16 protein-coding genes are annotated in these 12,719 nt (G+C 52.3%); 2 read left to right on the forward strand and 14 right to left on the reverse strand.

The features are described 5' to 3' along the window. Positions 1 to 132: 132 nt before the first annotated feature. Positions 133 to 1,485 (forward strand): prephenate-dependent tRNA uridine(34) hydroxylase TrhP, encoded by a 1,353-nt coding sequence (gene trhP, locus FFS57_RS06980; RefSeq protein WP_137937054.1) that lies wholly within the window; start codon positions 133 to 135, stop codon positions 1,483 to 1,485. Positions 1,486 to 1,590: 105 nt separating this feature from the next. Here trhP and FFS57_RS06985 read toward each other — a convergent pair whose 3' ends face one another. The 6 genes from FFS57_RS06985 to FFS57_RS07010 all read right to left on the reverse strand — a co-directional run bounded on the left by FFS57_RS06985 (position 1,591) and on the right by FFS57_RS07010 (position 6,012). Further along, positions 1,591 to 1,794, reverse strand: a complete 204-nt coding sequence (locus tag FFS57_RS06985) for a cold-shock protein (RefSeq protein WP_137937055.1) — start codon at positions 1,792 to 1,794, stop codon at positions 1,591 to 1,593. 159 nt (positions 1,795 to 1,953) lie between these two features. Continuing rightward, positions 1,954 to 2,607, reverse strand: a complete 654-nt coding sequence (locus FFS57_RS06990) for an SCO family protein (protein ID WP_137937056.1) — start codon at positions 2,605 to 2,607, stop codon at positions 1,954 to 1,956. A 3-nt stretch (positions 2,608 to 2,610) separates the two neighbouring features. Beyond that, positions 2,611 to 3,507, reverse strand: coding sequence for a heme o synthase (gene cyoE, locus FFS57_RS06995; RefSeq protein WP_137937057.1), 897 nt, complete (start codon positions 3,505 to 3,507; stop codon positions 2,611 to 2,613). 2 nt (positions 3,508 to 3,509) lie between these two features. Next, positions 3,510 to 4,502, reverse strand: a complete 993-nt coding sequence (locus tag FFS57_RS07000; RefSeq protein WP_137937058.1) for a COX15/CtaA family protein — start codon at positions 4,500 to 4,502, stop codon at positions 3,510 to 3,512. A 210-nt stretch (positions 4,503 to 4,712) separates the two neighbouring features. Next, on the reverse strand, positions 4,713 to 5,315 hold the full coding sequence (locus tag FFS57_RS07005; protein ID WP_137937059.1) for an SCO family protein: 603 nt from the start codon (positions 5,313 to 5,315) through the stop codon (positions 4,713 to 4,715). After that, positions 5,275 to 6,012 carry an SURF1 family protein gene (locus FFS57_RS07010; RefSeq protein ID WP_137937060.1) on the reverse strand — a complete coding sequence of 246 codons (738 nt, stop codon included), beginning with the start codon at positions 6,010 to 6,012 and terminating at the stop codon, positions 5,275 to 5,277. The genes FFS57_RS07005 and FFS57_RS07010 overlap by 41 nt, the downstream gene beginning before the upstream one ends. Before the next feature lie 31 nt (positions 6,013 to 6,043). Here FFS57_RS07010 and FFS57_RS07015 point away from each other — a divergent pair, with 31 nt between their 5' ends. After that, positions 6,044 to 6,241, forward strand: coding sequence for a twin transmembrane helix small protein (locus tag FFS57_RS07015; RefSeq protein WP_137937061.1), 198 nt, complete (start codon positions 6,044 to 6,046; stop codon positions 6,239 to 6,241). Positions 6,242 to 6,313: 72 nt separating this feature from the next. Here FFS57_RS07015 and FFS57_RS07020 read toward each other — a convergent pair whose 3' ends face one another. The 8 genes from FFS57_RS07020 to bioD form a co-directional block, all read right to left on the reverse strand. Then, positions 6,314 to 7,168 (reverse strand): cytochrome c oxidase subunit 3, encoded by an 855-nt coding sequence (locus FFS57_RS07020; protein WP_137937062.1) that lies wholly within the window; start codon positions 7,166 to 7,168, stop codon positions 6,314 to 6,316. 30 nt (positions 7,169 to 7,198) lie between these two features. Further along, a complete protein-coding gene (locus tag FFS57_RS07025; RefSeq protein ID WP_502705899.1) occupies positions 7,199 to 7,360 on the reverse strand; it encodes a DUF2970 domain-containing protein in 162 nt (53 codons plus the stop codon). Between the two features lie 46 nt (positions 7,361 to 7,406). Then, entirely contained in the window at positions 7,407 to 7,940 is a 534-nt protein-coding gene (locus tag FFS57_RS07030) for a cytochrome c oxidase assembly protein (protein ID WP_137937064.1), read from the reverse strand. Beyond that, on the reverse strand, positions 7,937 to 8,032 hold the full coding sequence (locus FFS57_RS25585; protein ID WP_212749159.1) for a cytochrome oxidase small assembly protein: 96 nt from the start codon (positions 8,030 to 8,032) through the stop codon (positions 7,937 to 7,939). Before FFS57_RS25585 ends, FFS57_RS07030 begins: the two co-directional genes overlap by 4 nt. Positions 8,033 to 8,103: 71 nt before the next feature. Next, on the reverse strand, positions 8,104 to 9,753 hold the full coding sequence (ctaD, locus tag FFS57_RS07035; RefSeq protein WP_137937065.1) for a cytochrome c oxidase subunit I: 1,650 nt from the start codon (positions 9,751 to 9,753) through the stop codon (positions 8,104 to 8,106). A 9-nt stretch (positions 9,754 to 9,762) separates the two neighbouring features. Beyond that, positions 9,763 to 10,800 (reverse strand): cytochrome c oxidase subunit II, encoded by a 1,038-nt coding sequence (gene coxB, locus FFS57_RS07040; RefSeq protein ID WP_502705901.1) that lies wholly within the window; start codon positions 10,798 to 10,800, stop codon positions 9,763 to 9,765. Between the two features lie 925 nt (positions 10,801 to 11,725). Further along, on the reverse strand, positions 11,726 to 12,037 hold the full coding sequence (locus tag FFS57_RS07045; protein WP_137937066.1) for a hypothetical protein: 312 nt from the start codon (positions 12,035 to 12,037) through the stop codon (positions 11,726 to 11,728). Positions 12,038 to 12,041: 4 nt separating this feature from the next. Then, positions 12,042 to 12,719 carry a dethiobiotin synthase gene (gene bioD, locus FFS57_RS07050; protein ID WP_137937067.1) on the reverse strand — a complete coding sequence of 226 codons (678 nt, stop codon included), beginning with the start codon at positions 12,717 to 12,719 and terminating at the stop codon, positions 12,042 to 12,044.

The raw sequence follows: 12,719 nt of genomic DNA on the forward strand, positions 1-12,719 counted from the left end.
TTCATTAAATTAAAGAAAAACGGACTGATTCATGCGCTTTGAAATACCCCTACAAAACAAAGACAATTAAACTTATTTATCAGAGGGTTAAATACGCGTATAATCGCGCCCCTCCTCTTCAAAGCCGAAATCATGTTGAAAGCTCCTGAACTTTTGTTACCTGCCGGTACGCTCGACAAAATGCGTGCGGCGTTCGATTACGGTGCCGACGCAGTCTACGCTGGCCAGCCGCGCTACAGCCTGCGGGCGCGCAATAACGAGTTCAAGCTGGAACAGTTGCAACAAGGCATCGAGGAAGCACATGCGCGCAGCAAGTTATTCTTTGTTGCCAGCAACATTCTGCCGCACAATGCCAAGGTGAAAACCTATCTGGCGGACATGGAGCCGGTCATCCAGATGAAGCCAGATGCCTTGATCATGGCCGATCCAGGCCTGATTGCCATGGTAAGGGAGAAATGGCCGGAAGTACCCGTCCATTTGTCGGTTCAGGCCAGCACCACCAATTATGCGGCAGTCAAATTTTGGAAAAGTCTGGGATTGACCCGCATCATCCTGTCCCGTGAACTGAGCTTGGACGAAGTTGAGGAAATCCGTCAGGAATGCCCGGACATGGAACTGGAAGTATTCGTGCACGGTGCACTTTGTATCGCCTATTCCGGCCGCTGTCTGCTATCCGGCTACTTCAACCACCGTGACCCGAACCAAGGTACCTGCACCAACTCCTGCCGCTGGGACTACAAAGTCCACAATGCCGAAGAAACCGATGGTGGTGACTATGAAGTCATCAAGTTCGACTTCAACAAGGCATTAGAGCAAGCCAACCAGAGCTTCTCTTCAATGGGCAACCAGCAGCGCCATCCACTAGCAGATCGTGTCTATTTGATTGAAGAAGGCAACCGACCCGGTGAAATGATGCCGGTGATGGAAGACGAGCACGGCACCTACATCATGAACTCGAAGGATCTACGTGCTGTAGAACACATCGAGCGCCTGGTGAAAATGGGCGTGGATTCATTGAAGATTGAAGGCCGTACCAAGTCGCTGTATTACGTCGCCCGTACCGCGCAGGTTTACCGCCAGGCCATTGACGATGCCGTGGCAGGCCGCCCGTTCAACCCGGCATTGTTGGCCGATCTTGAAAGCCTGGCGAATCGTGGCTACACCGATGGCTTCTATGTCCGTCATCACACTCAGGAATACCAAAATTACATCAACGGCCACTCACAGGCGCATCGCAGCCAGTATGTGGGCGATATCATCGGAGTGGACCCGGAAACTGGCTGGGCAGAGATTGCGGTGAAGAATCGATTCCAGATTGGCGACAAGCTGGAAGTCATCCATCCGTCTGGCAATCGCACCATTGAGCTGAAAGAAATGAAGACCAAGGAAGGTCTGGCGTTGAACGTGGCCAGCGGTAACGGTTATATCGTTTATGCACCGCTGGGCGAGAACGTGGAGAAAGCGCTGCTGGCGCGCTTCATGTAATACCTTGGCAGCCAGTCTCCATTCCCGGTTGGCGGCGGCGACTACAGGCAGACAAAAAAAAGCCCGTCTTGCGACGGGCTTTTTTTCATCCGGTTCAATCTGCGATTAAGCAGCTTGAATATTCGATGCTTGTTTACCCTTCGGGCCTTGAGTGATTTCGAACGAAACCTTTTGGCCTTCCTTCAGGGTTTTGAAGCCTGGCATATTAATAGCCGAGAAATGGGCAAACAGGTCTTCACCACCACCATCAGGAGTGATAAAGCCAAAACCTTTAGCATCATTGAACCACTTAACAACACCAGTCGCCATTGCGATCTCCTAAAATTACAAAGTTCTACAACATATTACGGTTTCAGTTTCAAGACCGCAAACGGCTTAACCAGTGATGCAGAAAGCTTGAATCCAAATACCAAGGCGCATTTGTACGCTTGTGATACACCGTCGTCAAGCTATTTCTGGTAGCCGTATTTATCTAACACTGTTCACTTTTAACAACTGTCTTAAATCATTCTCAAAGACAGCCGCACCAGCACCATAATTTACGAAAACACGAATATTACCTTCACGATCAAACAAGTAAGTCCCAGCGCTGTGATCCATGGTATATCCCCCTCCTTCGGTGGGCGATTTCTGCGCCACGATCTTGAATGCACGCGTCACTTCGGTAAGCTGTGCTGGCGTGCCATACAGACCGATAAATGACGAATGAAAGGCCGGAACATATTGTTTAAGCACTTCGGGCGTATCTCGCTCAGGATCTACTGTCACGAACAGCACTTGTATGTCTTTAGCAGCTGCGCCCAATTTTGTCATGACTTTTTTCAGCTCGATCATGGTGGTAGGGCATACATCCGGGCAATGGGTATAGCCAAAAAACATTACCACTATCTTGCCACGATAATCGCTAAGCCTCCGTGGCTGGCCATGGTGATCTGTCAGCTGAAAATCACCACCAATGGTCGACCCAGTCACATCTGTAGCTTGAAAGGCTAGCTTAGGTGCTTCTGGAGCACGTTCGCAGCCCAGCAATAGGCTCGCAGCCAATGCTACCACCGACAGCTTCAACACCACACGACGACGACCAAGCAAGCCAGTCTTAAAACGATTTACTACAGGTAACATAAATTATGACCAGTTAAGTGGCAGATAATGATCCACCATCAGCGCGCTGAATAGCACACTCAAATAAAGAATCGAATAGCGGAAAGCGCTGCGGGCCAGCGTATCGCTATAGTTCACCAAAATGCGCCAAGCGTATATCAGATAGATCAAGTCCAACACCAGAGCCGTGATCAGATAGATGGCGTGGCTCATGCCTGTGGCTACCGGCAGCATGGTCACTGCGGTCAAAATAATGGTGTAAAGCAACACCTGCAGGCGAGTGTATTCATCACCATGTGTCACTGGCAACATTGGCAGGCCTGCACGAGCGTATTCCTGCTTGCGATACAGTGCCAGCGACCAGAAATGGGGGGGAGTCCAAGCAAAAATGATCAGAAACAGCAACAACGCATCATGTGAGATGTTACCCGTCATGGCCGCCCATCCCAACACGGGAGGCATAGCACCTGATGCCCCGCCAATCACGATATTTTGTGGAGTTGCCGGCTTCAGCAATACCGTATAAATGATAGCGTAACCGACAAAAGTCCCCAATGTCAGCCACATGGTCAATGGATTGACCAGCACATAAAGCAGCCATAGCCCGGTCCCGCCCAACAATCCGGCAAACAGCAAGGTCTGGCTGTTTGTGATTTGCCCGCGTGGTAATGGTCTGGCACGGGTACGTGCCATCACCGCATCAATTTTCTGTTCAACCAAGCAGTTAATAGCAGCAGCGCTCCCCGCAACCAAGCCAATACCCAATGTTGCAGCCATTAGCGGCACCAAAGGCGGCAAACCGGACGTAGCCAGGAACATACCAATGACGGCACAGAATACGATCAGCGTCACCACCCGCGGTTTGGTCAGTGCCCAGAACTCACGTGCGCGGCCACGTGGTAAAGATAATGTTACGGACATGGTCAGAGCTCCTTGGCAGAAAGACGGTAGTTAACGGTAACCAGACTGATCAGCAACAACGCTGCACCAGCGTTGTGTGCCACAGCTAGTGCCAGTGGCAGATGCAAGAGCACATTCGCGATACCAAGCAGCACCTGACATGCCAGTGAGGCCAATAACAACCAGCCGAATGGTTTCAGTTTGGGGTTATTGATTAACCTTACAGCCAGCCAGCCAGCCACCAAAGTGGTCAGGACAGCGCCGACACGGTGGGTAAAATGAATGGCCGTCAGATTGTCATGGCTCAGCAGAGTACCGTCAGGAGTCATGCCTAGTTCACGGAAAATATGAAAGGCATCTGCAAATGCCATATCAGGCAGCCATGTTTGATGACAGGTCGGGAAATCGGTACAGGCCAAGGCTGCGTAATTGGTGCTCACCCAGCCCCCCAGCACGATCTGGGCACAGGTCACAACCAGCGCCAGCCAGCCCAAAGGACGAAGCGAACGTAATCCGGCAATCGGCCTAGGAATTGGGAACAACTGACGTAACAACAGCCACGTCAGCAATGCCAATGTCGTCATGCCACCGATCAGATGAGCAGTCACGATGGCCGGCTTCAGCAGCAACGTCACGGTCCACATCCCCAACAGCCCCTGGAATACGATCACGACTACCAACCCGCTAGGCAACCAGGGTGATTGCCGAAGCGATTGGCGCTTCATCCAAGCAATAACCGCGATCAGTAAAACCAACAAACCCAATGTACTGGCGAAATAGCGGTGCACCATTTCCTTCCAGGCCTTGGGCATGGAGACTGGACCATGAGGCTGCTCTGCCATGGCCGCCGCAATTTCATCCTGCGCATGAACCGGGGTAAGCTTGCCATAGCAGCCCGGCCAGTCCGGGCACCCCAAGCCCGCATCCGACAAGCGAACATAAGCCCCCAGCACCACAACAAACAAGGTCAGCAGCATGGCCACCAACACCAGTCTTCGATACCAACCTACTGCCATATACTCCCGCTCCCCATATTGCTTCTCAGAAATGATGTGCAACCTCTGCGTGCTGCGACATCAGCCGGCATGACCCGGCTTGTTGCCTAGTTCCGTTGAATGGTTTCATGGCTCACGCCAATCCAAGTCTTCTGGCAAAACGAGATGTCACAAGCGCCGCTTAGCAGGCTTTCTCAGCGCGTAGCAACAACGGATTGCCAAAGGATAGACCTAACCCAGTGCCTCGTTGTTCTTCAGTAATTTGGCAATTTCCTTAAGCATGCGAACCGGGTCTTGATCCAACCGATAACGCATCACTTGATTACCGAGCGGGTCCACCAAATACACATAGTCCCGACGGTCTCTATCACCGGGTACTGGCAAGGCTTGTATCAACTCCGAACCAGCAGCTCTCCAGACATGCACACCCCGTACGGTCTCCGGCGTTGTTACTGGTTGGGTGTCATCAACCAACCACAGTCGCTCCACCCTGACCCGCTCCTTGCCTTGAGCCGTGCGGACTTGCTGTAACAAATAAGACTTCCGTTGGCAGCGCGCATCGCAGGCAGCACCATCGGCCATCAGCAAGATCCATTTTCCGCGCATATTCATCAACGAGACCGGCTGCCCAGCCTGATCCACCATCAAGACCGTTGGCAATGGCTGGATAGTCAGTAACTGGCCATGAGTCTTGGACTGCGTGGGTTTCCACACGTAATAGGCAAGGTAGGACGCAACAAAAGGCGCGACAGATACCAGCAACAACAGCGACATGACACGCCGGTTGGCCGGTTTATTGGCCGACAGGCTGACGTTTGATATTGAGGACGACATACAACACCACCACCGCAAGAGCGATGCAATACCACTGCACCGCATAAGCCACATGTTTATGGACGCCGGCATCCGGCTTCTTCCACTCCCGAATCAGCCCGTCATCCTTTGAACTGGCTTGCTCCACCAGTACCGGCATGACGGACATGACGTAACGCCGTGCATAGCGTTCTACTGACAGGTTCTGCCAGATCGGCCCAGACACGGTTTGCTGCGACAACTCCACATAGCTTCCAGGCGGCGGTACCGACCGGCCCAATACCTCCACCAAACCGTCTGGCACCGCTGCCATTCTGGCCAAGTTGGCAGAACGCGGTACCCAGCCACGGTTTATCAATACATAGCGGTCTGTGCCAGGAAAATGCAGTGGCATGATCAGGTGATATCCCGCTAGCCCCTGGTGTGTGCGGTTATCGATCCAGATTGCCTTTTCCGGCACCCACGAGCCCAGCAATCGAACGTGGCGGTATGCCACCTGTTGCAACGTTTCCGTGCCAACAACCAGTCTACGTGGCTGTTGCTCTGCCAAGTCATATCTTGCCTGCAACGTGCGTTTCTGTTGTGCTCGGCCTTGCTGCCACTGTGCAGCAGTCAATGCCAGCGCCACCATGGCTATCGTCGCCAGCGTGGTCATCCACTTCGGGCGATACACGAAACGGCCAAAACGAAAGACTGGAGGCATGGTGACCGATGGCATACACTAGTTCGATAACAAGGAGAGACAACATATGAAAATTGTTGTTGTACTGATGCTGGTTGCCATTTTGTTCAGCCTATTCACAGCCCTGCGTGGCGTGCTAAAGCGGGGCGGATCTCAGGACAAGGCCGTCAAGGCGCTGACATTACGTGTCGCCTTGTCGATCTCGTTGTTTGTACTGTTGATGGTTGGCTTTTACTTTGGCCTGATTCCCACAACGGGCCTGTAACAACCTGTCTGAGCCTCATGCGGCGTCTATCTGGCGTCGCTTCCTGGCCATCGACAGCTCACCTTCCAAGCTTTACAACCAGTACACAAACACGAACAGAATCAGCCACACCACATCGACAAAGTGCCAATACCAGGCCGCAGCCTCAAAGGCAAAATGGTGTTCCGGTTTGAAATGGCCTTTCATGGAACGGAACATCACCACCGCCAGCATGATGGTACCCAGCGTGACATGCGCACCGTGGAAGCCCGTCAACATATAGAAGGTGGTGCCATAAATACCTGATGACAGCGTCAGGTTCATCTCATGCATGGCATGAGCGTACTCATAGGCTTGCAGACAGATAAACAGAATGCCCAGCGCCACCGTCATCATCAGGCCAGCAATCAGTTGGCCGCGTTTGTTCTTCAACACACCCCAGTGAGCCCAGGTCACAGTTGCACCCGATGTCAACAAAATCAATGTATTGATGGCAGGCAACCCCCATGCTCCCATAGGCCGGTAAGCCTCTGCTCCGGCTGGGGCTACCTGACTTGGCCAGTTGGCAACAAAATCGGGCCACAGCAATTTCTGCGACATGGAGCCAAGTTCCGGTACCGAAATCACCCGGGCGTAGTAAAGCGCCCCAAAGAATGCCGCGAAGAACATCACTTCCGAAAAGATGAACCAGCCCATACTCCAGCGAAACGATAAATCGACCTGATCGTTATATTTGCCACTTTCGCTCTCGCGGATTACATCCCCAAACCAGCCAAACAACATGTACAACAGAATGGCAAAACCAATCGCCAGACAGATATTGCCTGCCGACACGCCATTGACCGCCAGTGCAGCGCCCAAGCCCAGAAAAAACAAGGCGAACGCGCCAACCAGCGGCCATTTTGACGGTTGCGGCACATAATAGTGATGCTCTGCATGCGTGCTCATGTGTCTCCCCTTCGCTCTTTTTTGTATCAGTCAGCTGGTGACCAGTTTTACCAGCAAGACAAGCATCATGACAAAAATCACCCCGCCGATGATGCCCGCCAGGATGATTTGTTTTGGTGTCAACTTGGCCATATCCGCCGCGTGATCGCGCCCTTTGCGCACCCCGAAGAAAGCCCAGAAAATGGCCTTCACCGCCTGTAATCCACTGCTGTGTTTATTGTCCATGTGCATGTAGCGCTCAGGAGCGCTTGCCTCCTTCCACCTCGAAGAACGTGTAGGACAGTGTCACGGTGTTCAGCTCCTTCGGCAGTGCACTGTCTAACAGAAACACAACTGGCATGCGACGCTTTTCACGCGGTTGAATGGTCTGCTGCGTAAAGCAGAAGCAATCCAGCTTGCGAAAGTGTGGGCCTGCCTGAGCGGGGCCATAGCTCGGTATGGCCTGACCAACGATCACCTTGTCGGACAGGTTCTCCAGTTCATATTCCACCTGTACCAATTGCCCTGGGTGCACTTTCATGCTGACCAGCTTGGGCTTGAAACGCCATGGCAGATTGCTGCGCAAATTGGCATCAAATTCAATCGTCACTTCACGCGTAGCATCCACCTGCGTGTTTGTTGGCGTGTCGTCCGCCTTCAGTACATTGTTGATCCCAGTGGCTTCACAGATCTTCTTGTACAGCGGCACCAGCATGAAACCAAAGCCGAACATGAATGCTGCGATGATCGACAATTTGACGAACAACTGGCGGTTATCGCTCAGCGCACTCATCTGCCAATCAGCCACTGTTTCACGATGAACCCTGCAAAGAACACCAGGGCGCAGGAAGCCAGAATCAGCGCGGTCTTCAGGTTTTTACTCATGTTCCATGTCCTTCTCCAACCAAGTGGCGAGTGCAATTGTCACCAGTGCACTCGCCTTCATTGACACTGTTTCAATGCAATTTCTGCGCGGCACTCAACTGTTCGACCAGCTCTCGTTGCGGTGGGGTCTCCCAGGTATGGAACGGCGCAGGTGAAGGCACTTCCCATTCCAGGGTATTCACACCATCCCATGGTTTCTGCGATGCAGGGCCCGCACCACCACGAAGTTGTGGCATTACCACGAAAAACAGGAAATAGATCTGGGCCAAACCAAACGCCAATGCACCAATCGAAGCAATTTCATTGAAGCCGGTAAACTGGGTGGCATAGTCTGGAATCCGGCGCGGCATACCAGCCAGACCCAGGAAGTGCATCGGAAAAAATGTCACATTGAACGCGATCATCGACCACCAGAAATGCAGTTTCCCTCTACCCTCGTGATACATGAAACCAGTCCATTTCGGCGACCAGTAGTAGTAAGCAGAGAACAAACTGAACAACGCCCCCGCAACCAAGACATAGTGGAAATGCGCCACAACGAAGTAAGTATCCTGATACTGGATATCCACTGCCGCGATCGAGAGCATCAGACCGGACAAGCCCCCCAAAGTGAATAGGCACACGAAGCCGATTGCGAACAGCATCGGTGTTTCGAAGGACATTGAACCCTTCCACATGGTGGCAATCCAGTTGAATACTTTTACCCCGGTTGGCACCGCGATCAGCATGGTCGCGTACATGAAGAACAATTGACCCACCGCCGGCATCCCGGTGGCAAACATATGGTGTGCCCAGACAATGAAGGACAGGATCGCGATCGACGAAGTCGCATACACCATCGAGTGATAACCAAACAAAGGCTTGCGTGCAAAAGTCGGGATCACCTGGCTGACCACCCCGAATGCAGGCAGGGCCATGATGTACACTTCCGGGTGGCCAAAGAACCAGAAGATATGCTGGTACATTACTGGGTCACCACCACCGGCAGGATTGAAGAACGACGTCCCGAAGTGGCGATCCGTCAACAACATGGTGACCGCACCGGCCAACACCGGTACCACCGCGATCAGCAGGTAAGCAGTGATCAGCGTAGTCCAGGCAAACATTGGCATCTTCATCATGGTCATGCCAGGGGCACGCATGTTGAGGATGGTCACGATAATGTTGATTGAGCCCATGATCGAGCTCATCCCCATGATGTGCACAGCAAAGATGGTCAGATCCATCCCCATGCCCATTTGGGTGGACAAAGGTGCATACAACGTCCACCCTGCAGCGGCGGCACCACCTGGTACAGCAAAACTGATGATCAGCAGCAGGCCAGCCGGTGGCAGCAGCCAGAATGACCAGTTGTTCATGCGGGCAAACGCCATGTCGGGCGCACCCAGCATCAGGGGCAACATCCAGTTGGCCAGGCCCGTAAAGGCCGGCATGATGGCGCCAAAGACCATGATCAAGCCATGCAGGGTGGTGAACTGATTGAATAGTTCTGGGTTGATGAATTGCATCCCGGGCTGAAACAGTTCCAGCCGGATCATCAACGCCATGACACCACCAGACATGAACATCACAAAACTGAACCAAAGGTACAGTGTTCCGATATCTTTATGATTGGTGGCCGTCAGCCAGCGTGACAGGCCACTGGGATGGTCATGTGCATGGTCGTGGCCATGCCCGTGCTCATGCAGGGGCGCCTCAACCGTCTTGGTTGCAGAAGTCATGTGGGCTCCTTATTTGCGCGCAGCTTTGACATCAGAAGGTTGCACCAGATCACCCTTGTTGTTGCCCCAGGCATTACGCTCATAGGTCACCACAGCGGCGATTTCAGTATCGGAAAGGTGCTTCCACGGCGGCATGGCAGCCTTACCATTCAGTACCATGTCAATGTGGCCGCCAGCCGGTCCCACCGTAATTTTGGAACCGACCAGTGACGGGAAGGTACCGGGCACGCCTTGCCCACTGGCTTGGTGGCAGGCTACGCAGTTGGCGTTATAGACCTTCTCACCTCGAGCCATCAGCTCATCCTTCTTCCAGACCTTGTTCGGGTCATCCTGCTGAGCAGCAATTTCCTTCTTCTTGGCTTCCAGCCATTTGTCGTATTCCGCCTGGGTCTTGGCTTCCACCACGATTGGCATGAAGCCATGATCCTTGCCACACAGTTCCGCGCATTGACCACGATAGATACCCGGTTTGTCGACTTTGAACCAAGTATCCCGAATCAGCCCAGGAATAGCATCTTGCTTGACTGCGAAGGCTGGTACCCACCAGGAATGGATCACATCGTTGGCTGTCAGCAGCAGGCGGATTTTCTTGTCCACTGGCACCACCAGGTGGTTATCCACCTCCAGCAGATAGTTTTCACCTTTGTTAGCGGCTTGGCCTTGATAGTCCTCGATTTGATCACGCGGAGTGGACAGGTTGGCATAGAAACTCACACCATCCTGCAGGTAGTCATACCCCCACTTCCACTGATACCCCGTCACCTTGATGGTCAGGTCTTCGCTCTTGGTATCTTTCTGTGCCAGTACAACCTTGGTAGCAGGTAAAGCCATCAACACCAGAATGATCAATGGAACGATGGTCCACACCACCTCCACAGTAGCGTTCTCGTGGAAGTTGGCAGCCTTGTGACCTGCACTTTTACGATGTTTGAAAATGGAATAGAACATCACACCGAATACGGCGACAAAGATGGCACCGCAGATGTACAGCATGAGTTCGTGAAGACCGATCACCTTGCTGGCCAACTCGTTGGCTGGTGCCTGCATATCGGTTTTGTAATCGGCCATACAGGCCTGCGAGATAAGGGCGATCGCCCCTGCCTGCGCAGCTGCTGTGATGCGCGTCAGCTTGCGTCTCATGGTCTCCCCGTTACTTTATTATTCAAGTCTTTGGGTGTGAACCGCAGGGCCGGAAATCTTGATGCAACGAGCCCTACGGCACTTGCTTCAACAACCCGGCTGAGACTGCAGATAATGCCAGCGTTCAAGACGGGCTCAAGATGTGCTACACAGTGTCAAAATGACTAGATACAAGCACTGGCGCGACATTTTGCCGGTGATACTAACAAACGACCTATGGGAAAACAAGCGCGGAAACACTTGTGCAGCGCAACATTAATCCTTTATTAAACAAGTAATTACGCATTAACGAATCTTACAAAAAATGCAAAAAGCATACTTCGTAACGGCCCTGAAGACCGCTAGGAGCTTTACTCTAATTCATCAACTCAGATATTGAAGTAATAACTGGTATGCCGCTCATCGAAACATTTTCCGTTCAATCAAATCGATATGACATGTGCGCTGCAGCACGTGATAAGTAGTTGTTTATGAATCTGCATCCAGTGATGCAATATGCTATGGACGGGGAATTGGAAGACGTAAGACTGGCCACACTGGTTGAATGTGGCAAAAAGGGTATGAAGTGGCGCGTTGCTTCACACCAACCATAGCAGCATTGTGAGATTTAACAGACCAAACTCGTCTGACGTACTTTGCCAAGTTATCCGTTACAGTGGTTGGCAAAGCACAGATTGACTAAGAGCCGCTAACAAAACCCTTCTGGTGTTGTTGTGCAAACTTGTCGTACTTTCTTACTGCTTTCGTTTGTACGCCTAACCAGAACTGCTTCGCTGGGTTTTGTTAGCGGCTCTTAGTGAATAAACGAACGCTATCTATACATAAACGGTAATCATGTCAGCGACACAGGGTACCGTACCCCATCCTGATCCATGTACAGGATCACCGATGTGGATAAATGATTACCCAGGACGGGTTGTGACTGAAAAACGGTCCGAATGGTCTGGATGGCAGATGTAGCGTCTGTTGCCGTAAGAAAGACAACCAACAAGGTCTCTTGGCCAACACGGGACTCATAATCATACCCGTCATCTTGAATATTACCGCCTGAATGCTGCCGCAACAGATCGGGAATCACGTAGCGCAGATCCAGATCAGGGTTATCCAACCGATCGGGATCCAATTCAATAACCAGCTTCACCATTGACCTAACTCAGCAGTGGCTCCAGATTTGCACGCCCCAGTATCGGAATGGTACCTGCCGGCGCATGGGGTACCAAACCCAGCAGTGGCGCTGATATACGTCGTTCCAGCGTAACCAGGTTGGCATCGAACTCCAACATATCAGGTACTACGCGATTAGCCACCCAACCCAGCAATTGACAGCCGCTGGCCTGGATGGCTCGCGCTGTCAGCACCGCATGGTTCAAACAGCCGAGCCGCATGCCCACCACCATGATCACAGGCAACGACAAAAACGCTGCCAAGTCCGCCATGTCGACCACGTCGGATATCGGCGCCAGCCAGCCGCCAGCTCCTTCCACCAACACCGTGTCAGCTTGTTCGGTCAAGGTGTCATAGGCTGTTTTCAACTCTTGGAAAGACACGACCACACCGGCCCGTAACGCTGCAATATGTGGCGATATCGGTGGTTCAAAAGCGTATGGATTCAGCAAGCGATGTGGCACTTGATGATGTCCAGCAGACAACAATGCTTCAACATCTTCATTGGTCAGGCCATCTGCCCCTATATGGCAACCAGAAGCAACCGGCTTCATACCCAGTGCTGCCCGCCCATTGCGATTCAATTCTCGTAGTAACAGCGCAGTGACAAATGTCTTGCCAACCTCAGTATCCGTACCTGTGATGAAAAAACCGTTTGCCAT

Origin of the sequence: Chitinivorax sp. B (assembly GCF_005503445.1) — a bacterium.
Taxonomy (GTDB): domain Bacteria; phylum Pseudomonadota; class Gammaproteobacteria; order Burkholderiales; family SCOH01; genus Chitinivorax.